Below are 22,913 nucleotides of genomic sequence, written 5' to 3'. Positions count from 1 at the left end.
CTCCTTAGGCCTGCTTTTTTTTGTCTGAATCAATTTCATTAATACCCTAGCAAAATCACCAATTTTGTACGATAATTATGCAATAGAGGTGATGTATGACAGTTTCAATTAACACAAATTCAATTTTAGCTTCTGGCCTACAAGGCCTACAAAATGCATCTAATGGTATTGCTTCTGCTTCGCTGTCTATTGCTCAAAGAACAGCACAAAATACCTTAGAAACCGAAGGTGTGAATGGTGTATTAGAAAATGCCGCCGTTCAAGGTTTAGAAACTACCCGCCAGCTTATTCCCCAAGCAGAAGGAAGTCTCACCAGCGATCTTATTTCGCTACAAGTCAATGCGCTGAACGCACAAGCCGCCGCAGAAGTTATCGACGTTGCCGATGAAACCGTCGGCCGTATAATTGATATCTTTGCCTAGTCGCGCCGTTTATTTGCCATGAACATTGTCACTCCTTTCGCTATTAGCCCAATTATCAATACGGCTAATCCAAATACGGAAGCCGTTAGAAGAGACAATATATTACGCGAAACCATTCCCCAACCAACGAGAGGAGAGGGTGGAAGCGCAGAACAAGGCCTAGGTTCAGAAGGCGATAGAGCTCGCCAATCGGCAGGTTTAATCAGCAACCCCACTTACGATCGTCCTGAAATACAAGCCGCGCCTTTAGAACAAGGTGAAGAAACTGAAGCCAACCAGCAAGACAATGGCCAAGATGAAAGTGCAGGAAGAGAAGACGCGCAACAAGAACAGCGAGAGCAAGCCGAAATAAGAGAGTTGCAAACTAGAGACCAAGAAGTCCGTGCTCATGAACAAGCCCATGCAGCAGTAGGTGGTCAATATGCGGGGACGCCTACCTATGAATTTGAAACCGGCCCTGATGGACAACGTTATGCCGTTGCCGGAGAGGTGTCTATTGATATATCAGAAGCAGGTACGCCTGAAGAAACAGTAAGAAAACTCCAGCAAGTGCGCGCCGCAGCATTAGCCCCAGCAGAACCATCAGCACAGGATTTACGGGTAGCTGCAGAAGCGGCAAGAGGCGTCATTGAAGCACAAGCTGAAATTGTCAGAGAAGCAAACGAAGAGGAAGCCTCTTCGGAAGACACTCAAGATGCAAGTACCATCGCTACACCATCACTGGACGATATTGTTAACCAAGCCGATGTGTCCACCCCAACTCGCTCTCTCGACTCGATCACATTAGAAGAAGACGACGACGAAACCAATCAAGCTTCATTTTCCAGCATAAATCGCGTTATTTCACAATTTTACGAACGCGCGGTTAATCCCCAAGATGGTATTATCTTCGAACGCGCTTAGTTTTTCTTCGCTTTCGCAAAGGCATCAGCAAAGGCATTCCCCATAGCTCCATTTTGCGGTTGAGGCTTGCTTGCCCTAGGCGCTGGCTTACCTTTCGGTTTATGGTTATCTCGCTGTTGCGCCGGACGTTGCTGGGTCTGCTTTTCATCTAAACGCATGGTAAAAGAGATGCGTTTACGATCAACATCAACTTCTAGTACCTTAACCTTAACAATGTCGCCTGTTTTAACCACGTCTCTAGGGTCTTTTATAAACTTATTCGTCAGCGCAGAAATATGCACTAAACCATCTTGATGTACACCCACATCAACAAAAGCACCAAAGTTAGCAACGTTACTGACTACTCCTTCTAAAATCATACCGGGCTTTAAATCAGCCACGGTATTCACGCCGTCTTTAAACGTGGCAGTTTTAAACTCTGGTCGAGGATCGCGACCGGGTTTATCCAATTCAGAAATAATATCTTTCACTGTCGGCAAACCAAATGTGCCATCGGTAAAATCATCAGGGCTAAGCTGTTTTAACAATTCAGTGTTGCCAATTAAATCATTGACCGCCACATCTGAACGACTGACGATTTTGTCCACTACTGGGTAAGCTTCTGGGTGCACTGACGAGGCATCAAGGGGGTTTTTACCGTTCACAATTCTTAGGAATCCAGCGGCTTGCTCAAAGGCTTTAGGTCCAAGGCGAGCCACTTTTAATAGCGTTTTTCTGGAATCGAACACCCCATTTTCATCGCGATATTTAACGATATTTTGTGCAAGTGTTTTGTTCAATCCAGACACATAACTCAATAGCGAAGGAGAAGCCATATTCAAATCAACGCCCACCGCGTTAACACAGTCTTCAATGACCTTGTCGAGGCTGCGTCCCAACTGGCTTTGATTTACATCATGCTGGTATTGGCCAACGCCAATAGCTTTAGCTTCTATTTTTACTAGCTCCGCCAATGGGTCTTGTAGTCTCCGTGCAATAGACACAGCACCTCGTATAGAAACATCAAGATCAGGTAGTTCATCTGAAGCCAACTGAGACGCTGAATACACCGAAGCGCCAGCTTCACTAACCATGATTTTTTGCACCCCTAAATCAGGGTTAGCTTGCATCATTTCGGCAACCAGTTTATCGGTTTCACGAGAGCCAGTACCATTACCGATACTGATTAATGACACCTTGTGTTGTTTGCACAAATTCGCCAAGGTACGCAGTGATTTGTCCCACTGGTTTTGCGGTACATGAGGGAAAATAGTTGCCTTGCCCGCTACCTTGCCCGTGTTATCAACAATGGCGACTTTTACCCCTGTGCGTAAACCAGGATCCAGCCCCATAGTAACCTTGGCGCCGGCAGGTGCAGCCATCAACAAGTCATTTAAATTCTTAGCAAAAACCTGAATGGCTTCCTCTTCCGCTTTTTCTTTTAAAGCGCCAAACAACTCAGTTTCCATATGCAAAGACAACTTTGCCTTCCACGTCCAATGAACAACTTGTTGCAGCCATTTATCGGCTTTACGGCCCAAAGAACGAATTCCTACGTGTTCACTGATAATGTCTTCACAAGGAGACAACGCCGACTCTTGTCCGGGAGTGGTATCAAGCTGGATATTCAATACACCTTCATTTCTTCCTCTGAACATGGCTAATGCTCGATGAGAAGGAGTGTTACTTAGCTTTTCTGAATGTTCAAAATAGTCTTTAAACTTAGCCGCGTCTTGTTCTTTGCCTTTGCTCACTCGACTTGCAATATGAGCATTAGTTTTTAAATAACGTCTCACTTTTGCCAATAGTGAAGCATCTTCAGCAAAGCGCTCCATTAAAATAAAACGCGCACCGTCTAGTGCTGCTTTGGTGTCCGCTATGCCTTTTTCACTACTTATATATTCACTAGCTTGAGATTCTGGATCCAGCGTTGGGTCGTTAAAAAGAGTATCAGCTAACGGCTCTAACCCTGCTTCAATGGCTATTTGGCCTTTCGTTCTGCGCTTGGGTTTATAAGGCAGATACAAATCTTCTAGCGTGGTTTTGCTATCTGCACTGAGGATAGACTTACGCAATGTATCAGTTAGTTTTCCTTGTTCATCTATGCTTTTAATTATCACTTCTCTGCGGTCATTCAAATCTCGCAAATAACCCAATCGCTGCTCAAGAAGGCGCAATTGTGCGTCGTCTAAACCTTGTGTTATCTCTTTTCTGTATCGAGCAATAAATGGCACGGTAGAACCATCATCGAGTAAGTTAACTGCGGCTTGGATTTGCTCGGGTTTTACTTGAAGTTCCTGAGCCAAAATAGTGTTTATTGTCATGATTGTTTTACTGAAATGAAATTTGAAAGAGTGAACAAGTGAATAATTAAATTCATCGTCATAATGTATTTGTGCAATAAGCCATACTCTTTTCCTTATTGCGACATCGCCAGTATAACACCGAATAAGCCAAAGAATAATTGAAGTACCATAAATAAACTCAGTTGATACAATGACGTTAACTCACCAACATCCCTTGTTTAGGAAAGTGATTGAAGACTAAGCTAGTAACGCCAGAAGGCTATAAGAAGTTAAAAGACGAACACGACCATTTGTGGTACGAAAAGCGCCCAGAAATAACTAAAATTGTGACTTGGGCAGCGAGTCTTGGCGACCGTTCAGAAAATGCAGATTATACCTTCAACAAACGCATATTAAGACAAATCGATAGGCGCGTGCGTTTTTTGCGAAAGCTACTGCCAGATCTAAAGGTGATTTATCACTCTCCCGAACAAAATGGCAAGGTGTTCTTTGGCGCATGGGTTGAAATAGAAAACGAAGATAACCCTGACGAAATAAATCGCTTTAGGATTGTAGGCCCAGAAGAAATTTATGGCGATTCTACTGCTTGTATCTCAATAGATTCGCCTATGGCGAGAGCGTTAATTGGGAAAAGCATAGACGATGTCTGTACCGTAAAAACCCCAGCAGGAGAAAAACACTGGGTTATTTCCAATATTGAATATAAAAGTGCTTTTGAAAGCGGCTCTCTTAAAAACACGTCCCTTAAAAACGAGCCTCTTTAAAACAATATTTAATAGAAAAGACTATTTAAAGTCATACCCTAAATACTCAATGTCTTTTTGATACATTTTCGCAACCACAGCCTGGGTTTCTTCGTTGTAGTAAGCGCAATAATCTTTGCGTTTACTTCTATTGTTCACAGGTAATTCTGCATCGACATTTAATTTGTCACAAAGAAATTTAAAATCCTCGTCAATGCGCTCTAAATAACCAATAAAGTCTATTTTCACTTTATTGTACTTGTCCAAAATGTAGTGAGTTTGTGGCTTAAAGTGATGATGCTTGTACAAGTTTTTTGGGTTACTCAACCAATTTTTTACGAAATCATCAAAACTTTCATACTGTGCCAGCTCTTTTTCGTAGAATTCCTTGTCCCATTTATTCATTCCTCCTTGCTGAAGGAAAAAATAGGCGGAAACCACTCGATCCCAAGGGTTTCTAACAATAGTAAATTTAAAATAATTCTGAATTGCTTTAGGTTCATAAACAGTTAAGTATTGCTCTAACGTAGTATGGCCACCCGCTAAATTACCAAATAATGCTTTGTTAACCGAAATACCCGCACACTTTGGAATGTGTACAAAGATTGCTTTTTTATCATCAAACGGTTTATAGGAACCTTCAGACTCAGTCTCTTTCTTTCTCAATAGCTGAGTAGCACTAAAATCGTCTTTACGCCTTAATTTATAATCGAGCCACTTTAGTTCTAAATAAATACGTGTTGGCAATAATTTAATCAGTTGCTCTTTCATTCAACTTCCTTTTCCAGGTTGAGCATTGTTTCATTCAATTTATTAGCCAACATAGTGGCATAAACATCTTGTGCATAGTGATGATCTAGCAAGTCTGAGTTCAGTAAATAATCGGCTACTACCCCATTGTCGCCAAGAGATTCAACGTCTAAATTAATGTACTGAACTTCTTCGTCTGCACAAATTTTTTCAATGGCTTTATTAAACGCTATAGTTAAATCAGTGCGCTCTTTTTGCGTTGCTGTAATGTCTTTTCGAGCATTCGCTATTTCACCCCAAGTTTGATCGTCTTTAATCGTCGGCAAAGGCGTACTAATACAAACGATCTGACTTTTTTGAGACAGCTCAACAATGAGTTTTTTGTAGTTTGAGATTGCCTTATCCATCATCTCCACTACAGGTACCTTGTACTTTTCAGCGCGATACCAAATAACAAACCCCGTATCCACTTCACCTAGCTGCAAAATAGTAATATCGGGTTCTATTTTTTCAAATTCCGCCATAAACAAAGGCAGAGCTTGGGTTTTTGAATTGGGGTTTTCTAATCCTGAAACTGTAGCACCACCCACAGGCAAAGCAGTCAACTTATAGTCGTTCAACGCTTTTTTTAAAATTTTATGATTAAAAACGCTAACATGGGAGTCACCCATGACTAATAGCTTTTTTTTTGCTTTAAAAAGGTGCTTACTCAGCTTCAATAAACCTTTCATAAATAGACTCATCGCAATGAAAATGAGAGAACACGCAAGGTAAAGCATTCACCAAAGGTATTCAACTGCTATTGTGCAATTTCCGTCTATGTTGAAGGTGTAATTGTGAAGTGAGAAATGAACAGCAAATATCAAGTTAACTAGCAAGAAGCTAGCTAACTTGATACGAAAAAAGCTTTTTATTCTTCAGCAGGAACGTCAGGTTTAATTACAGCAAGTAATTCAACATCAAAAAGCAATGTTGAGTTTGGTGTAATGCTGCCAGTAGCACGCTGACCATAAGCCAATTCTGATGGGATATAAAAACGGTACTTTCCGCCTTCTTTCATCAATTGAACCCCTTCAGTCCAACCCTGAATAACGCGGTTCAATGGGAAGGTTGCTGGTTCACCACGGCTGTATGATGAATCAAACTCAGTGCCATCAAGCAATGTGCCTCTGTAGTGCACTGTCACTGAATCAGTGGCAATCGGTGAAGCTCCTTCACCTTCTTCAAGTACTTCGTATTGAAGGCCGGATTCAGTCGTTACAACACCTTCTTTTTTGCCATTCTCTTCTAAGAATGCCAATCCAGCTGCAATGTTGTTTTCCGCTGCTTTAGCCGCTTCTTGTTCAACAAGATCACGCATAGCTTGTTCGCCAGCTTGCGCAAACTCTCTAATTTGATCATTGGTCAATACTGATTTTTCAGCTAACGCATCAACAAAACCTTGTACAACAACGTCTTTGTCTAATTCGCCACCTAAGCGAGTCATTTCATCTTTACGGCTATTTACAAACACAGCCATGCTTGCACCCATAGCGTAATCTTGCTTCTGAGTTTCAGTTAATGTCTCGATATCAACAGTACTTGCTGCAGATTCAGTTGAAGGCGAGTCTTTTTGACACCCCATAAGGCCAAGTGCAGCAACAGCTGAAGCAGCAATTAGTGTTTTACGCATTTAAAATCTCCCAGTTAGTGATTAGATCATTCCGTGCTATGGTATTAATAGCGGTTAATAATCTAAACATAAATCTCATGAATACGCGATGTTTGTCGTTCAAACGAATACTACAATTTATTTCATACTCGCTGGCACTATCGCTGGTCATAATTCTTAATGGGTGCTCTATACCTGAAACTCAACCCATAGATCGCGTTCGCCATGTAGATGAAGGCGCATATGCAGCGGATATTAGCCCAAAGGGCAATATTGTTGTAATGAGTGGTGTCAATAATGGTATTGATGTTTGGCGAATAGGGGCCAAGGCTCTAATGTTCAGCTGGCAACATCAAGAAGGAGATAACAGCAATAGCGTTACCAATGTTCATATTTCAGCAGACGAACGCTATGTTATTACTTCCGACCGAGAAGCCTTTGCGCTTTGGAGCCTAGAGTCTGGAGAGCCTGAAGGTTTTTGGCGCATTGACGAATCATCCATAAGAGACGTTGCTGTTTCCAATAATGGCAAAGCCGTATTAGTGGGCCGTAGTAATGGCACAATAATGTATTTTGAACCAAGATCGGGTAGACGATTAGAGTTTTTGGGCCATACAGAGAAAATTAACAGTATTGATATCTCACCTAATGGGCGCTATGCATTAAGCGGTGGCAACGATTATGTTGGTTTGCTTTGGGACACAAAAACAGGCCAAATTATTCACCGGTTTGAACACAACACGCGGGTAACCAAAGTAGCCATTGACGATTTAGGCCGATACGTATTTACTGCTGACAGTATACGCCAGTCGCAAATTTGGAATGTGCAAACGGGCGAACCTGTCAGCACACTACAATACACAGCTCGACAAAAAATATTCACCGATGCGGTATTTTCAGAGGATGGCGAATACCTTATCACTGGTTCGCCGGCAAGAAGAATGAACCTTTGGCGTGTGAAGGATGGTACAATGGTTGCTGAATGGAGAGTTGCCCCTAGGGAGTCAAGCTCACCTCCTACTGCAGTTGTATACGGTGTTGGTTTTTCTAAAGACGGCTCTGTGTTGTCATCGAGCAGTTCAGGCTACACCGCAACTTGGAGTATACCCCAACAATGAAAACAAAAAATTCACCGTCAGCCGAGCTACACCAAGCCGTTGAACAACTAGAGATTAAAGTCGCGTATCAAGAACACACTATTGAGTCTTTGAACGAAGAAATTGCGCGTCAACAAAAAGACATTGAACAGCTCAGGTTTACACTTAATCATGTTGTTGAGCGAGTGAAAGGTTTTGAACCCTCAGATATAGCGAAGCCTAGTGAAGAAGCTCCACCACCTCATTACTAACTCTATAGCAAGTTAGTCAGGTTTAAACACACCAATGACATTTTCGTTTTTACGGGCGACATCTTGCACTTTGGGTTCAGCTTGAGACTCAGCATAGTCACATTCCGTGCATTTTATCTTTTCGATATTGTTTTCAAAATACAGCATTATCGTGTCTAAAGATTTGCACTTAGGGCAACGGGCACCTGCAATAAAACGTTTGCGCTGACGCTTACTCATAAATTTCACTCATTACTTTTTACCGATTATACGGCGAATTTGAATATACCTGGGTATTATACCCATGAAACGGTTTGGGTGATCACTGGTTTTTGGTACACTCTGTTGGCCTTAACTATTCTAGCGACCTATATCGAACACCATGATCCAACTTCAATCCCTTTCGCTTAGACGCGGCACCAAACATTTATTAAAAGATGCAAATGCAACTATTTACCCGGGCCACCGCGTTGGATTAATTGGTCGCAATGGCTGCGGTAAGTCCAGCTTGTTTGCGCTTTTACGCAAAGAACTAGATATAGATGAAGGTGATCTGCAACTGCCTACACAGTGGAAAGTTGTCAGTGTTGCACAAGAAACTCCCGCATCCAGTCGTTCGGCTATTGATTACGTTATCGATGGCGATACCCATTTGCGCCAGTTACAAAAAGAATTAGCCTTAGCAGAAAGCAAGGATGATGGTGTTAAGATAGGCGCTCTACATGCAAAATTAGCCGAATCTGGCGCCTATGATATAGAGCCAAGAGCCGCCACAATATTATCGGGTTTAGGGTTTTCTCAGTCTCAGCTTCGCGCGCCTGTCTCGGATTTTTCAGGTGGATGGCGAATGCGCCTTAATTTGGCGCAAGCACTGCTTTGCCCTAGCGATTTATTATTGCTCGACGAACCCACTAACCATTTAGACCTCGATGCCGTTATATGGCTAGAAAAGTGGTTGCAACAATACACAGGCACACTGCTTTTAATTTCCCATGACAAAGCCTTTATAGACCAAACCGTTAATCAAATTTTAAGTGTTGAACAGCAAACATTGGTGACTTATACAGGTAACTATTCAAGCTTCGAAACCCAACGGGCAGAACGTGCGCGGTTGCAAAATATTGAATTTGGCAAGCAACAACAAAAAGTCGCTCATTTACAATCCTTTATTACTCGCTTTAAAGCGAAAGCAAGTAAAGCCAAACAAGCCCAAAGTCGAATTAAACAATTAGAAAAAATGGAAACGCTGATGCCCGCCCATCAGGATTCTCAATTCCATTTCTCTTTCTTAGATTCAGTGTCTTTGCCTAGTCCCTTAGTCAGTATGGAACATATTGAACTCGGTTATGGTGATAAAACCGTGTTGGAACAGGTAAAGTTAAACCTAGTACCCGGATCACGCATAGGGTTATTGGGCAGAAATGGCCAAGGGAAATCAACATTAATAAAATTACTCGCATCTGAATTAACGCCCATGCAAGGCGACTTCAACCTGTACAAAGGCTGCCAGATTGGCTACTTCGCTCAACATCAGTTAGAAACTCTAGACCCCGAATCCAGTGCTCTTGAACACTTACAACGTCTAGACAAAAAAGCCTCTGAACAAACTTTGCGGGACTTTCTAGGTGGGTTTAACTTTAATGGCGATAACGCGCTTTCTCCTGTGGCACCTATGTCTGGTGGTGAAAAAGCCCGCTTAGTACTCGCCATTTTGGTGTATCAAAAGCCAAACTTATTGTTGTTAGATGAACCAACTAACCACCTAGATTTAGATATGCGCCACGCCCTCACCCTTGCCCTTCAAAACTTTGAAGGTGCTATGGTTTTAGTTTCCCATGATCGTTTTTTACTTGGTGCCGTGTGCGAAGATTTTTACCTCGTTGACAACAAAAAAGTACAGCCCTTTAGCGGCGATTTAGACGACTATAAACAATGGATTTTATCCGCTAACACACAAGACGTTGACGAAAACACATCAGCCAATGCCAGCGCATCACCTTCTGTGGAAAAAACCGATAGAAAAACAGAGAAACGCTTACAAGCTGAACTGCGTAAGAAGTTACAGCCCTTTAAAAATGCACTTAAAAAGGCAGAAACAAGTATGACGGCTTTGTCAGCAGACATGGAATTAGTAGAAGCCCAGCTTGCCGAAAGTGATGTGTATGAAAAAGAAAACAAAGAGACGTTAACAAAGCTATTAAAACAACAAGGGGATCTTAGTAGTCGCTTGCAAGAAGCGGAAATGGCTTGGTTAGACGCACAAGAAGCCCTAGATTCTCTAGAATCTGAAGCAATGTAACATGTGTAGCGACGGGTTTTGGTCTTTTAGCCTTCAAGTTTATTCCCAGCCTCAGGTATCTGAACATTGTTTATATCTGCAAGATAACCACGGATGTAACGTGAATCTGTTGTTATTCTGCTGTTGGTTACACAGTTTAAAACGGTCTTTAAGTGTTCAGGCGTTAACGACTATCGCAAATGAAATAAGAGATCACGACCTAAAAATAAAGGCCCACAGAGCCAAAAGAATTCAGAATAAGCATTCTTCTATATACGAAACATTTAAAAAAGAAGAACTTGTGATGGAAAAAGAACAACAGTCTCTTATCTCAAACGCCTATCATCAAGGCTGCCTAGAAGCAGACGACAAGAGTAACCCCATTGATAGCTTTATTGATTACTACTCTTTGTCTCAACATACGGTAAACAATGCCATTTCACCAATACGTTTAGCTATTAACTAATTATGCAAAAAAACACTATGGGTCGAGTCATTACAAGCAGTTTTCAAGCTCCGAAATGGGCCAAAAATCGGCATGTACAAACCATATTTCCTCGCTTTTTTCAAAAACGAAAAGCATTGTCAATAAAATGGGAAAAGCTCTCTCTACCAGATGGTGATTTTACTGACTTAGCCTGGGGACCTATTCCAGCGGAATCGAAAGGCTTGGTTATTCTGTTTCATGGTCTAGAAGGCTGCGTGCGTTCACACTATGCCAATGATTTAATGGCTAGTTTGACTGAAAACGGTTGGCAAACGGTGATGATGCACTTTCGAGGCTGCTCAGGAAAACCAAACGCAACCACACGAGCCTACCATTCAGGCGATACAGCCGATGCCCTGTATTTTTTAGCAAAGCTACAACAAGACTATCCAAGTACACCTAAATGCGCAGTGGGTGTTTCCTTAGGTGGAAACATGTTATTAAAGCTACTAGGTGAAACACCTTATGAGCACGGGCTAAAAGCCGCCATCGCCATATCGTCACCGTTAAAATTAGACGAATGTTCAATGACCATGAATCAGGGGTTTTCTAAGGTTTATCAAAAGCACTTATTAAAGAATATGAAGCGTAACCTGAAGAAAAAGATGGCTATTCTTGATTACTCTAACGCCATTGCGCTTAGGGCAAATGAAGTAGATTCCATTACTAATTTCAAAGCCTTTGATGACGCTATTACCGCACCATTACACGGTTTTGATAGTGCTGATGATTACTATCAAAAATGCAGTGGCTTTCAGTTTCTCAAAACCATTCAGTGCCCAACGTTAATCTTACACGCGAAAGACGACCCCTTTATGAACGAGAAGGTGATCCCAAAAAACGAAGACTTATCTGATCATGTTTCCGTAGAGCTGAGCGAAAATGGGGGCCATGTGGGTTTTTTACAAGGTACACCTTGGCGCCCATCCATATGGCTACATCAACGCGTTGCACAATTTTTCACTCAGCAGGTTATTAAAGAATGATTATTCCCATAGCAGATATTGCGCCAGAGACCTTGAATAACATAGTCGAGAGCTTTGTATTAAGAGAAGGTACAGACTATGGTGATTATGATCACGACTTAAAGCAAAAAGTGGAATCAGTCATCGCACAACTAAAAAATGGAGATGCTGTACTTTTGTATTCTGAAGAGTATGAAAGTATAGATATACGCCCTGCTTAACGACTGTCAGGGCGCAATAGTATTATTTACACCAAGTGCTAATAATACTGAATAATAGACTCCCAAGGTACGCGCTGGTCGCCTAGTACTACGAAATCGGGATTGGTTGTTTCTTCTCGTTGATTGTAGGAAAGCGGGTCAAAGTTCACATCGCGAATGTCTCCACCGGCTTCTCTCACAATGCACTGGCATGCACCTGTATCCCACTCGCCAGTAACACCCATGCGCATAAACACATCAGCTTGACCATCAGCAATGAAGCACGCTTTTAACGAACAACTACCCAAGGGTAGGGTTTGGTATGTGCGTTCACTGCTCATACGAGACATGATTTTTTCACGTGGCTGGCGACGGCTTATGGCAATCATCAATACGCTGTCTAGCGGACTGTCTAATTGACGCACTTCCATGCGTTTGTGCTCTTGGGCACTTTCTTTAAACGCACCTTGATCTTTAGAGGCATAAAATAAGGTTTGCCCCGGCGGCCAAAAAATAACGCCAATCACAGGCTTGTTGTTTTCGATTAACGCAATATTGACAGCAAAATCACCACTTCGCGCAATGAATTCCTGAGTACCGTCAATAGGATCAATAAGCCAGTAACGGTGCCAATGCTTGCGTTCTTCGAGGCTTTCTATTTCCCGCTCTTCAGACATAATTGGAATATCGGGCGTCGCGGTTTGCAGCGCATTCACAATAATATCGTTCGCCAGGTAATCGGCCGACGTAACAGGAGATTCATCATCCTTTTCGTAGCTGTCGTATTCACCTTTTTCGTAAATATCAAGGACGGCTTTACCAGCTTCAACAGCGGTATTTTTCGCTAATTCGAGTAACTCTTCAAGGGGTTGATTTTGAGCATTATCATGTTGAACATTCATTTTATTGCTCCTCTATCCATTTTTGGGTCAGAAGCAAAGCAACAATACAGCGTGCTTCTATAAAATCGTCTCTCGCTAACAACTCACTGGCTCGACTAAGAGGCCACTTAAACACATCAAGAGGTTCTGGTTCATCACCAGGTAGTGTTTCCGGGTAAAGGTCTTGGCCGATAAGAATGTGCATATGGGCATCAAAAAACGTCGGCGCTGTACTCACTTTGTGAAGGTAATGTAGGGTATTTGCGCCGAAACCCACTTCTTCTTTGAGCTCTCTGTTACCTGCTTGTTCTGGCGACTCTCCTGGGTCGATTAACCCTTTAGGAAATCCCAGCTGATAACTGTGCGTACCCGCGGCATATTCGCGAATAAGTAACATATTCCCATCGTCGGTAAGAGGCACAACCATAACTCCACCTCGGCCAGATCCAGCCATTCGTTCGAACTCTCGGGTCGCGCCATTACTAAAGGTGAGATCGACTTGCTCGACATTAAACAGCTTGCTTTTCGCAACAATTTTTCTGTCGTTGATAGTGGGTAGTGTTTTTTCTTGGTCGATTTCTGACATAGCCTTGCGTACACTTGCGCTTTCATTCAATGCTTTATGAAAGCTTACTAGATTTTTGGAGAGTTCGCTTGTCCTTTCTACCTTGGAACGAGATAGACACAGTTTTGCTTGATATGGATGGCACCTTATTAGATTTGCACTACGACAACGTGTTCTGGATGAACACCTTGCCTGAAAAGCTCGCCGCTCGTTCGGGACAAACGCTAGCTCAAAGCAAAGCCGCCTTATTCGCTCGCTACGAAAAAGTGATGGGTACAATAGATTGGTATTGCCTAGATTACTGGGCGGAACAATTAGATATAGACATCATGGCTGCCAAGCGGGAGGATCAGCATTTAATTAGAATGCGTGACGATACCATTCCCTTTTTAGATGCATTAAATGTGTCGGGTAGAGAGGTTGTACTTGTTACCAATGCTCACCCAGAGGCGCTAGCGTTAAAACTAGAAAACACTGAATTAGGTAACCACATCAGCCAAATGATATCCACTCATGAGTTTGGTGTACCGAAGGAATATCAATCTTTGTGGCAACAGCTTCACCAGCGAGTGTCTTTTAACCCTAGTAGAACCCTATTCGTCGATGATAATTTACCTATTCTCAACGCGGCACAAACCTTTGGCATAAAGCATTTACTCAGTATAATTAACCCTGATAGCCAAAAAGAAGACAGAACTATAACTGACTTCCCTGCGACAGCTGACTATCGCGATTTTACTAACGAAATACTCGCAACACCGGTTCAAAAAGGTAAACAATAATGGCCTTATACGTTGGCTCTCTCAATCCTGTAAAGATTAATGCATCAGTCAAGGCTCTGCGCACTATTGAAGGTCTAGACGCAATAGAAGCAACAGGCGTAACCGTTCCATCTGGGGTTGCAGATCAACCAATGACAGAAGCGGAAACACGGCTAGGCGCACTCAACCGCGTTGAACGATTACGAGAAATAGACACAATACACTCCACTGATTGGTGTATTGCCATTGAAGGGGGAGTGGACCTCTTTATTGATGGGCCCGCCGCGTTCGCCTATTTTGTCATTGATCACAACGGCTATCGCAGTGTAGGGCGCAGTGCAAACTTGCCACTTCCTCACATTTTTTATGAAAAATTAACCCAAGGTCAAGAATTAGGCCCGGTTATGGATGAAGCCTTTAATACTGACAATATAAAACAAAAAGGCGGAGCCATTGGTTTACTTACCAATCATTTAGCCACACGACAAAGTGTTTACGAAGATGGGCTCATTTTAGCCCTGTCTCGCTTTCGCCATAAACTGCTTTACAACTAGCAGTTCGCTTTATTCGCACCACCCAACTATGTTATAATGTAACATTTGATTTTAGCTGATAAAAACAAGGTTTATTCTTTATGTCTGCACAACCTGCTTCCCACGACTTCATAGATGCACTTAGGGCTATTGTAGGCCCATCTCAAACCATCACTGACGAATCCAAAATGCAGCCGTACTGTAAAGGCTTTCGATTCGGTTCTGGCGAAGCAATTGCTGTTCTTAAACCTAAAACCTTGTTACAAATTTGGCATAGTCTTGAGGCTTGTGTAGACGCAGGCGTTATTGTCATCATGCAAGCTGCAAACACAGGACTTACCGGAGGCTCAACCCCTGACGGTAACGACTATGACCGCCCCATTGTCATTATCAATACAATGCTGATCAGTGAAATTCAAATTATCGATGACGCCAAGCAGATTATCGGTTTACCCGGCAGTACCTTGTTCGGTTTAGAAGACACTCTTGCTCCGTATGGCCGTGAACCACATTCCGTTATTGGCTCATCATGCATCGGCGCATCTATTGTTGGCGGTATTTGTAACAACTCTGGTGGTGCTCTTGTACAGCGTGGGCCAGCGTACACTGAACTATCGCTTTACGCGCAAATTAATGATGATGGTCAACTAAGCTTAGTGAATAACTTGGATATTGAACTGGGTAATACGCCAGAAGAAATCCTGACCAATTTACAAGAAAAACGCTATACTCCAGAAGACATTCAGCGCAGTGAAAAACGCGCGTCAGACAACGAATACCACGCTCGCGTTCGCGACATCGACGCTGACACGCCGGCCCGCTTTAATAACGACGGTCGTCGTTTACACGAGTCATCAGGGTGTGCCGGAAAGCTCGCAGTATTTGCAGTGCGCTTAGATACCTACCCAATCCCTGATAAGCAGCAAGTATTCTACGTCGGCTCAAACGACGCTAAGGTTTTTACACAAATTCGCAGAGATGTCCTTTCCACCTTCAAATCTCTTCCGGTGTCTGGCGAATATTTACATCGCGATTGCTACGATGTCAGTAAAAAATACGGAAAAGATACCTTTGTGGTTATCGAAAAGTTAGGCTCGAAATACATACCGAAATTATTTGGTTTAAAACGGGTTGTCGACCGTATTGCCGGTAACTTTTCGTTTTTGCCATCAAAAATGGCTGACCGCATTATGCAGTGGTCTAGTTATTTGTGGCCTAATCACCTGCCAGCTCGAATGGAAAATTTCCGCGATAAATATGCTCACCACTGGATACTGGAAATGAGCGGGCACGGGGTAGACGAAGCCAAAGAGTACTTAGAGAACTTCTTTAAAAACAACGAAGGTGATTATTTCGAATGTACCAAGCAAGAAGGTGATAAAGCCATTCTTCACCGCTTTGCTGCAGGGGGGGCAATTGGTCGTTATCACGCTATGCGTGGCGATGAAGTCGGCGGAATGATGACCATAGATGTAGCCCTTCGTCGCAACGATGCAGATTGGTTTGAAACACTACCGGCAGATATTGAATCGCAAATTGAAGACAAGTTCTACTATGGCCATTTGTTCTGCCACGTAATGCACCAAAACTATGTATTGAAAAAAGGCACCGACGGGAAAGCACTCAAGCAGCGTATCTTAGATACCTTCGACGCCCGCAGTGCTGAATATCCTGCAGAACACAACGTAGGCCACGAGTACGCGGCAAAAGAAACCTTACAGAACTTCTACAAAAAGCTAGACCCAACCAATGCATTTAATCCAGGCATAGGCCGTACGAGTAAAAACAAAAACTGGAAATAATCGCTTTTGCTTGCCCACTTTTGTTAAATACTTGTAAATACGCTCTCGTTTACACTAAACTAGAGCGTGGCTTTCGTACAAGTAGGCGAGTGATGTATGCGTTATCAAATTTCATTTTATGGGGTTTTATTGGCATTTTTGCTTACAGCTTGTGCGGGAGGTTTGGACCGAAGCAACCCAAGTCTCGAAACAAATTTACTCCACGACACTGCCTTCCCCGACTATGAATATATTCACATCGAAACAAAAGAAGAAATATTCACTCTTAGCGATGAAGCAAAAGCTTACGTTGATGGCTCCATTCACCGAATAGATACGCCAATAGAGCAAATGCGCTCTCTGGTATCAGCCATATTTGACCACTCAAGACTCGATTTATTATATATTTCTGGCGCGAATACCGTTGCCGATGAAACCTTTAAGAATCGCGCCGCAAATTGCCTTTCAATGTCAATTATGACCTATTCGATGGCGTCCTATGCCGGCTTTCATGCTGAATTTCAAGACATAGAAATTCCAGAGTATTGGACGCGACGGGAAGGCTACAGCGTATTGAATGGGCATATTAATGTAAACATCTCTCCCCCACGAGATTTGGGAAAAGTAAATTTAATTAATAACACGTTAGAAGTAGATTTCGACCCACAAACTAGGCGCAACAAATTCAAAAAGCGCGCTGTAGATGTGGCTGAAGTAATGAGTATGTTTTACAACAATAGAGCAGTCGATGCACTGCTAGTTAAAGATTATGTCACCTCTTATGCTTACTTGCGCCAATCACTGGTCTTAGACGCAGATCACGCCTCTGCCTGGGTCAATTTAGGTTTGTTATATCGACACAGTGGTATGTTAAATGAAGCTGAAAAAGTCTATAAAAACGCCCTTTCTATTGAAAAAAATAACCCTTCAGCAATTGAAAACCTCGCCCACCTTTACCGCAGAACAGGCCGAATTGAAGATGCTAACCGACTTTTGGCACAGGTCGACCGCAATTTAGAAGACAACCCTTATTATCACTTTATACGCGGTGAGCAAGACTTCGAAAATGAAGAATATGAACAAGCGCTTTCTCACTATAGAGACGCACTGCGGTTAGACAAAAGTAAGCACGAAATCTATTTTGGTTTAGCGAAAGTCTATTATGTGCTTGGCGATATCAACAGAAGTCAGCGTTATTTTCGCGAAGCAAAACGCAAATCAACCAATCGCCAAGACCAGAATCTATATCAAGGTAAACTAGATTTATTTTCTAGTAACCGTGTTCATAATGGCTCTAATTTATAATTCGAAGCGGGTATAGCCATCCCTTTCAGGCTCACCAAAAAAGTTTCCTGCTTGATGTATTTCTGCTGGTAGGTTGAGATCAGGTTTAAATTTGCCTGAGACATTAAATTTCTTAAAGTCAGATGAAAATTCAGACTCAAAAGATAACCCTAGGGTATTTGGCTCGGCTAAGCTCATTACGACTCCATCGTCTTTACACGCAAGGTCAGCCGCAAAATTACCTAAGGTTGTTGTTCCACTGGGAAGCGCCACATTCGCATTCAACCACTCTGCAGTACCTTCTAGAGCTTCGCAGTTAGGTCCATATTCCAAGTCTTTAAAACGTAACTTAAAGCGCCCTCCCATGCTCAGTTTAATAGGGAGCTTGGCCTTAGCTATCAACCTTTCACTAGGTAAATACAACGACAAGTTTTGGGCTTCTACATGAGCAAGGTTGAATAATGAAGTAGAAATGGGCCCACTAACGGCGATTGCGTTTGCGTCTCGAATATTACCGCCTTTCACATTTAACGACAGCTTTCCTATCAGTAAGGGAAATGCGCTCAACTCCCAATTGACCTTATCAACAACAAAACCATTCACGGAGACCCTGTCTATTTTACCATTCCATATAGATCCCGACACCTTCCCCACTAGTATATTGTTTTGCAAAGGCAACCGATAAACCACATGAGCTGCAGGTAATTTAGCGAGTAAAAATACAATAAGAGCGAAAACAGTCCCTATGCTCCAAAATGCTATTTTTTTCATACTTTTCCTAATTGTAATCGGCGTATGCGAATTATACCTGGTGTATTCGACTCTGAAATATCTACTTGTTTAATCAATATGCCCATTTTTTCTAATGACTGTAACCACGCGAGAACTTTATTAAATTCGGCTTCATCAACCCAAACTTGTAATTCCTCACTTTGCGGTTGCATACGACTTATCGCAATTTGATGCCTAGCAGAGGTGGCATTTACCGCTTGAGGAAGTGAACCGTTAAAACTCGACTTTTTCCCAGATAGGCTGCGTAACTGGTTAGCCTTTACAGCTTGTGACTGAACCCAATCTAACATCTCTGATTGCTTTTCTAAGCTTGCGGTTTGTTTTGCAATACCGATTTGAAGGGGCTGCCACACAACAAAGTAAAACAAACCAACGACGACAACGACGGCAGATATTAGTACCAGTAGTTGCTCTCTCTCTGTCAGCGCTTTGAACTTTTCTTGTAATTCGTTCATACACCACTCCTAATCACTAAGCTTCCCACTACGCCTTCGTCTCGCTTATTAATTGCACCTTGGTCAACCACAAAGCCTGCTGCTTCAACGTCTCGTTTAAATTTTTCAAGGGATTCAAAGTTACTCGCAACGGCTTGTACGCGGATCTCATTTCTTGCACTGTCAAAACGAAGGCTTTGAGGTTTCACATCCGAGCCTGAAAAAGCAGGAGCTAGGTTTGACAACATACTCAACATACTGGCGCTACCGCCCCCTTGTTGTAAATTGGCTAGCTCCTGAGTAATTTTACGCCTTACGTCACGAGAGCCTCGAGCTCTAGGGAATGAAGATGATACCTGTTGTTGAATTTCAGCTTTTATTCTATTGTTATCCGCACTGAGTGTTCTTAGCGTAACCGCTTTGTCGACCAAGGTTACAAGCAAAGCAACACTGGCTAGCACTGCTGCAACGCGCCATTGCTTCCACACCGTATTGGTTTGTTTACGAACTTTATAATCACCTTGAAACAAGTTGAACTTAGCTATCAGCGCCTCTTTCGCTAAAACAGCCATAGGCAATTCAATGTTTTTGGGATCTATGTGGGCATTTGGGATAAGTCCTAAATCTAGGTCGCTGTAATTGTGAATACTTACAGGCTCTGGTTGGCTTTTGGTTAAATGCGCTAAAGCAGGTGTTATCCACGCTTCTTCCCCCTGTAACCCTTTCCATTCATCTTCTCTGACTAGAAGGTGATCGCCCAAGGTTAACACCGACATGCCGTCAGAATTTAGTGGCACGGACAACACATCTGGAAGTATTTTGTCACAAGCCAAACCCGCACTTTTAAGCTGAGATTGCCACAATTCCATTTGCGAATGACGCACCACGGCCACAGCTTGTCTATCGCCTTGTTTAGGGCCATAGGCAAAAAACAAATCGGAAATATCTTCGCTCAAATCGTCTTCAAGCATAAATGGAATAGCCGATAGGATTTTACGCCCCGCTCGAGGAGGTAAGTCGACCCACTTAAGGACAATATCGCTGGAAGGGGCTAACGCAATAACAGGACGGTGCCCTGCACGTTCAGTTAAACTATTTAAAGCAGCAGCATTTGGTAACACACCAGAAGCAATGACTTCAGATTCCGATGTCGACCACACTAACCAAGAAACATTAGACTCTGGTTCCGATCCCAGCCTTACAATGAGCTGTTCCACTTATTCAATTCCTCCAAATTCCCGTCTTATGACGGACACAGACGTTGCGCTTGTCGATTGAAAAAGCGATGACATCGAAAACGACGCGTTATTATAACGGGCCTTTGTGTGTAAAATAAAATACGTTGTTGTAATGTCGAACCAAGCTCGCTGTTCATCGTTTAAAGGGGTGGTTTGAAAAACACTTTCACCCAAAAAATCTTCTATATCTTCCCAGCCATCACCAGGACGGCGGCCTATAAGTTCGTTGGCTTCAGACAAGGAAATCCCCGCCAATCCCGCAAGTACAGGAGCTTGTTCTGGCGTTAGTGTATTGACGTTAATTTTCAATTCAGATGAATTCGGGATCACACATACAAAAGGCCAGACGTCGTTAATCCAATCACTGCTGACGCCGTTAATTAATCTGAACTCGGTTTGGCTAACCATAAGCCCATTTGCGGCAAGGTAAGGTACTTGGCGGCTCTCATATTCTGGGTCTTCAGCACCAAAATCTCGCGTTCTATCATCGGTATCCAACCAATCCGCCAGTGAATCTCTAACTGTGTCTATGGTAAAGCTTTCTATGGGCTCTTCTCTTTCTATACTCGCTAACAAACGCTGAAACGCTTCCATTTGTGGTGTGACAGATTGTTCTTGAAGTTGATCGCTAGTTGCTTCAGCTAATGCATTGAGATTAAAGCAGCTTTGCATATCAACGAGTTGCGCCTGTAAACCACCGCCATCTAGCGGAAAAATCACTTCCTCCGCCCAAGGCTGACCTGCGTGAATTTTCTCAGCTGATTGTTCATAAATTAACTTAATTGATTTTTCGGCAAACGCTTCGGCACTGTAGGCGTACCACTGTGCTTGGTTGTTATCTTTAATATTTTGGATACGCTGAATATTAAGTTGTAAACGGCCACCCATTTCCGTGCCAAGCACCACCACGAGTGCAACAATCAATAACACAATAATAAGTGCTACGCCCCGCTGATGTTGGTGTTGACGATTAATCATAATTCATCTTCCACTTCATCAGCTCCTCCAGCGGATGCGGCCAATTCAAATTCACGCCGTATAATGCCAAATGATTCCGTATCAATTTCTAGCGCTATACCTCTTGGCAAGGCGGTTCCCGTATAGCTCTCATTCCAATCGACATTGCCATCCAAGGTGTTTCCGATGAAAAACTCGACACTAAAATTAGTAACATCATCAAGTAACACCCTTACTCTCGGTTCATTACCTATAGCGCCATCTACATAATGCCCTGACACTCTTTCGAAGCGTTTTTCGACTACGCGGTAAAGTATTGGCTCAAGAGTACTACGAGGCAATATAAACTGAGGATTAAGCCAGCCAGAGCGAACAAAACGCAAACTATCAGCGTCACTTTCACTACTTACGCCATCTTCAATAACTGTTTCACTAATTTCACCGTCAATACGCGCACTTCGTGCTACAGCTTGTTGTAGATCCCGTTCGATTATAATCATTGCTCTTTGCAATCGTTGTAGCTTATCGAAACGCTCGCCCGACAGCTCATTACTGTCGATGACTGTGGATAACAACCCAGTTGCAGCAAAACCAATTAAGGTAAAAATAGACATGGCGACTAATATTTCTAGAAGCGTAAAACCTTTAGCTTTTTTCATATTAGCTTTTCGACACCGGCTTAGAGAAGAAAGACGTTACTGATGTTTCTGTGTCGTTAAAGGTTTCATCTAGGCCTACAGAAATAGTGACTGACTTTAAGTCATCGTCATTGGTCGACACGACACTTTGCTGCCAATACCAAGTTCTATTGGCCATTTCAACGCTGCCTTTTTGGTTATTCTTGATTGGCCAAGGCTCTTCCAGCTGAATTTGTGTTAACTGATTATTTGCAACCCAGTTAGCTATAGTAATAGTCTCTAACTGCCCCACTGAGCTTAGGTTATCCCCTACGGCTTTTAATATTGCTGATCCTGTTATGGCAAAAATAGCGAGCGCAACAAGGACTTCCAATAAGGTTAAGCCGCGCTGTTTATAACGATTAAGCATCTTGTGCCTCTCCAAAAGGACCAAGCAACTCTAAGGGAGGTACATCTTTGTTATTCAAATAAAAATAAGCCGGTGCGTCATCGTTGAATGTGGGTTCATATATCCATTCAAGACTGAAAGGTGTAATTTCGCCACTAGACATAATTAAAATTTGCGGTGGAGGCAATGGCTTTTCTTCTTTATCGCCAATATCAACACTGGCATCATCCAACGATAATTTTTCGTCAAAGATTTCTCTATCAAATAAGCGATCGGCTTCTTCCCAAGGTAAATCATCCAGAGAAAGCGCCAGTTCAAATTCCTCAGGTAATAACTGCTCACCATACAAGGGATCATCGGATAACAATTGCCATTTGTTATCCTCATCTAGCACCATGAAAAAGTATTGGTTTTCTGCTTCTTCAATACGAATACCCAATTGTAATTGATTTAGCACTGCGTAATCACTGGCCATATCGACGACAACTTGAAAACGTCTTGCTTGATCTTTTAACTTGTCTTGCTGATCAACGGAAAACGCGTTGAACATCACATAAGAGGTTGCAAGGCCCATAAGTAACAATACCAAGAGTATCTCAATAAGAGTAAATCCGAGGTTTTTTGATGCTTTCATGGGCGCTAACTGCATA

General features: G+C 42.6%; 27 protein-coding genes. 13 read left to right on the top strand and 14 right to left on the bottom strand.

What is annotated here, in order from left to right:
* Positions 1-95: 95 nt before the first annotated feature.
* On the top strand, positions 96-422 hold the full coding sequence (locus tag J3L16_RS14310) for a hypothetical protein (RefSeq protein ID WP_207613684.1): 327 nt from the start codon (positions 96-98) through the stop codon (positions 420-422).
* A gap of 18 nt (positions 423-440) precedes the next feature.
* A complete protein-coding gene (locus J3L16_RS14305; protein WP_207613683.1) occupies positions 441-1,325 on the top strand; it encodes a putative metalloprotease CJM1_0395 family protein in 885 nt (294 codons plus the stop codon).
* Here J3L16_RS14305 and J3L16_RS14300 read toward each other — a convergent pair.
* The gene (locus J3L16_RS14300; protein WP_207613682.1) at positions 1,322-3,628 is read right to left on the bottom strand and encodes a Tex family protein; all 2,307 of its coding nucleotides are present in this window, start codon (positions 3,626-3,628) and stop codon (positions 1,322-1,324) included. The genes J3L16_RS14305 and J3L16_RS14300 overlap by 4 nt on opposite strands.
* A gap of 212 nt (positions 3,629-3,840) precedes the next feature.
* Here J3L16_RS14300 and greB point away from each other — a divergent pair, with 212 nt between their 5' ends.
* Positions 3,841-4,374, top strand: a complete 534-nt coding sequence (greB, locus tag J3L16_RS14295) for a transcription elongation factor GreB (protein ID WP_207613681.1) — start codon at positions 3,841-3,843, stop codon at positions 4,372-4,374.
* A 21-nt stretch (positions 4,375-4,395) separates the two neighbouring features.
* On the opposite strand, the gene J3L16_RS14290 is transcribed toward greB, so the two are convergent.
* From J3L16_RS14290 to fkpA, 3 genes are all read right to left on the bottom strand, one after another.
* Positions 4,396-5,124 carry a sulfotransferase family 2 domain-containing protein gene (locus J3L16_RS14290; RefSeq protein WP_207613680.1) on the bottom strand — a complete coding sequence of 243 codons (729 nt, stop codon included), beginning with the start codon at positions 5,122-5,124 and terminating at the stop codon, positions 4,396-4,398.
* The gene (locus tag J3L16_RS14285) at positions 5,121-5,834 is read right to left on the bottom strand and encodes an SGNH/GDSL hydrolase family protein (protein ID WP_207613679.1); all 714 of its coding nucleotides are present in this window, start codon (positions 5,832-5,834) and stop codon (positions 5,121-5,123) included. The genes J3L16_RS14290 and J3L16_RS14285 overlap by 4 nt, the downstream gene beginning before the upstream one ends.
* Positions 5,835-6,013: 179 nt before the next feature.
* A complete protein-coding gene (gene fkpA, locus J3L16_RS14280; RefSeq protein WP_207613678.1) occupies positions 6,014-6,775 on the bottom strand; it encodes an FKBP-type peptidyl-prolyl cis-trans isomerase in 762 nt (253 codons plus the stop codon).
* Between the two features lie 119 nt (positions 6,776-6,894).
* Between fkpA and J3L16_RS14275 the strand changes: the two genes are divergently transcribed.
* Together J3L16_RS14275 and J3L16_RS14270 are read left to right on the top strand one after the other, a co-directional pair.
* Positions 6,895-7,872, top strand: coding sequence for a hypothetical protein (locus J3L16_RS14275; RefSeq protein WP_347564686.1), 978 nt, complete (start codon positions 6,895-6,897; stop codon positions 7,870-7,872).
* Complete coding sequence (locus J3L16_RS14270) at positions 7,869-8,102, top strand: SlyX family protein (protein WP_207613676.1); 234 nt, start codon at positions 7,869-7,871, stop codon at positions 8,100-8,102. Before J3L16_RS14275 ends, J3L16_RS14270 begins: the two co-directional genes overlap by 4 nt.
* Positions 8,103-8,114: 12 nt before the next feature.
* Here J3L16_RS14270 and J3L16_RS14265 read toward each other — a convergent pair whose 3' ends face one another.
* Positions 8,115-8,321 (bottom strand): YheV family putative zinc ribbon protein, encoded by a 207-nt coding sequence (locus J3L16_RS14265; protein ID WP_207613675.1) that lies wholly within the window; start codon positions 8,319-8,321, stop codon positions 8,115-8,117.
* Between the two features lie 142 nt (positions 8,322-8,463).
* On the opposite strand from J3L16_RS14265, the gene J3L16_RS14260 reads away from it, so the two are divergent.
* The 4 genes from J3L16_RS14260 to J3L16_RS14245 are packed head-to-tail and all read left to right on the top strand — an operon-like array spanning position 8,464 to position 12,032.
* Positions 8,464-10,380, top strand: a complete 1,917-nt coding sequence (locus J3L16_RS14260; protein ID WP_207613674.1) for an ATP-binding cassette domain-containing protein — start codon at positions 8,464-8,466, stop codon at positions 10,378-10,380.
* Between the two features lies 1 nt (position 10,381).
* Positions 10,382-10,825 (top strand): TIGR02444 family protein, encoded by a 444-nt coding sequence (locus tag J3L16_RS14255; RefSeq protein WP_207613673.1) that lies wholly within the window; start codon positions 10,382-10,384, stop codon positions 10,823-10,825.
* Positions 10,826-10,827: 2 nt separating this feature from the next.
* A complete protein-coding gene (locus tag J3L16_RS14250) occupies positions 10,828-11,832 on the top strand; it encodes a hydrolase (protein WP_207613672.1) in 1,005 nt (334 codons plus the stop codon).
* Positions 11,829-12,032: a YheU family protein gene (locus J3L16_RS14245; RefSeq protein ID WP_207613671.1), complete on the top strand. Its 204-nt coding sequence runs from the start codon at positions 11,829-11,831 to the stop codon at positions 12,030-12,032. Before J3L16_RS14250 ends, J3L16_RS14245 begins: the two co-directional genes overlap by 4 nt.
* A gap of 38 nt (positions 12,033-12,070) precedes the next feature.
* On the opposite strand, the gene cysQ is transcribed toward J3L16_RS14245, so the two are convergent.
* On the bottom strand, positions 12,071-12,913 hold the full coding sequence (cysQ, locus tag J3L16_RS14240) for a 3'(2'),5'-bisphosphate nucleotidase CysQ (protein ID WP_207613670.1): 843 nt from the start codon (positions 12,911-12,913) through the stop codon (positions 12,071-12,073).
* Between the two features lies 1 nt (position 12,914).
* Positions 12,915-13,478, bottom strand: a complete 564-nt coding sequence (gene nudE / locus J3L16_RS14235) for an ADP compounds hydrolase NudE (RefSeq protein ID WP_207613669.1) — start codon at positions 13,476-13,478, stop codon at positions 12,915-12,917.
* A 68-nt stretch (positions 13,479-13,546) separates the two neighbouring features.
* Between nudE and yrfG the strand changes: the two genes are divergently transcribed.
* The 4 genes from yrfG to J3L16_RS14215 all read left to right on the top strand — a co-directional run bounded on the left by yrfG (position 13,547) and on the right by J3L16_RS14215 (position 17,837).
* Positions 13,547-14,239: a GMP/IMP nucleotidase gene (gene yrfG, locus J3L16_RS14230; RefSeq protein WP_207613724.1), complete on the top strand. Its 693-nt coding sequence runs from the start codon at positions 13,547-13,549 to the stop codon at positions 14,237-14,239.
* Positions 14,239-14,772 (top strand): inosine/xanthosine triphosphatase, encoded by a 534-nt coding sequence (yjjX, locus tag J3L16_RS14225; protein ID WP_207613668.1) that lies wholly within the window; start codon positions 14,239-14,241, stop codon positions 14,770-14,772. Before yrfG ends, yjjX begins: the two co-directional genes overlap by 1 nt.
* An 80-nt stretch (positions 14,773-14,852) precedes the next feature.
* Positions 14,853-16,553: a D-lactate dehydrogenase gene (gene dld, locus J3L16_RS14220; RefSeq protein WP_207613667.1), complete on the top strand. Its 1,701-nt coding sequence runs from the start codon at positions 14,853-14,855 to the stop codon at positions 16,551-16,553.
* 96 nt (positions 16,554-16,649) lie between these two features.
* Positions 16,650-17,837 (top strand): tetratricopeptide repeat protein, encoded by a 1,188-nt coding sequence (locus J3L16_RS14215; RefSeq protein ID WP_207613666.1) that lies wholly within the window; start codon positions 16,650-16,652, stop codon positions 17,835-17,837.
* On the opposite strand, the gene J3L16_RS14210 is transcribed toward J3L16_RS14215, so the two are convergent.
* From J3L16_RS14210 to gspH, 7 genes are read right to left on the bottom strand one after another with little or no spacing between them, the layout of a single operon-like run.
* The gene (locus J3L16_RS14210; protein ID WP_207613665.1) at positions 17,832-18,587 is read right to left on the bottom strand and encodes a type II secretion system protein N; all 756 of its coding nucleotides are present in this window, start codon (positions 18,585-18,587) and stop codon (positions 17,832-17,834) included. The genes J3L16_RS14215 and J3L16_RS14210 overlap by 6 nt on opposite strands.
* Positions 18,584-19,063, bottom strand: a complete 480-nt coding sequence (locus J3L16_RS14205) for a type II secretion system protein M (RefSeq protein WP_207613664.1) — start codon at positions 19,061-19,063, stop codon at positions 18,584-18,586. The genes J3L16_RS14210 and J3L16_RS14205 overlap by 4 nt, the downstream gene beginning before the upstream one ends.
* On the bottom strand, positions 19,060-20,259 hold the full coding sequence (gspL, locus tag J3L16_RS14200) for a type II secretion system protein GspL (protein WP_207613663.1): 1,200 nt from the start codon (positions 20,257-20,259) through the stop codon (positions 19,060-19,062). Before gspL ends, J3L16_RS14205 begins: the two co-directional genes overlap by 4 nt.
* Complete coding sequence (gene gspK, locus J3L16_RS14195) at positions 20,260-21,258, bottom strand: type II secretion system minor pseudopilin GspK (protein ID WP_207613662.1); 999 nt, start codon at positions 21,256-21,258, stop codon at positions 20,260-20,262.
* Positions 21,255-21,896 carry a type II secretion system minor pseudopilin GspJ gene (gene gspJ, locus J3L16_RS14190; RefSeq protein ID WP_207613661.1) on the bottom strand — a complete coding sequence of 214 codons (642 nt, stop codon included), beginning with the start codon at positions 21,894-21,896 and terminating at the stop codon, positions 21,255-21,257. Before gspJ ends, gspK begins: the two co-directional genes overlap by 4 nt.
* Position 21,897: 1 nt before the next feature.
* Positions 21,898-22,284: a type II secretion system minor pseudopilin GspI gene (gspI, locus tag J3L16_RS14185; protein ID WP_207613660.1), complete on the bottom strand. Its 387-nt coding sequence runs from the start codon at positions 22,282-22,284 to the stop codon at positions 21,898-21,900.
* A complete protein-coding gene (gspH, locus tag J3L16_RS14180; RefSeq protein ID WP_207613659.1) occupies positions 22,277-22,912 on the bottom strand; it encodes a type II secretion system minor pseudopilin GspH in 636 nt (211 codons plus the stop codon). The genes gspI and gspH overlap by 8 nt, the downstream gene beginning before the upstream one ends.
* Position 22,913: the final 1 nt, after the last annotated feature.

Origin of the sequence: Alteromonas sp. 5E99-2, from assembly GCF_017368475.1 — a bacterium.
In the GTDB taxonomy this organism is placed as follows: domain Bacteria; phylum Pseudomonadota; class Gammaproteobacteria; order Enterobacterales; family Alteromonadaceae; genus Alteromonas_F.
The sequence above is the reverse complement of the archived record's forward strand: the minus strand, read 5'-3'. Positions and strand labels throughout refer to the sequence as shown.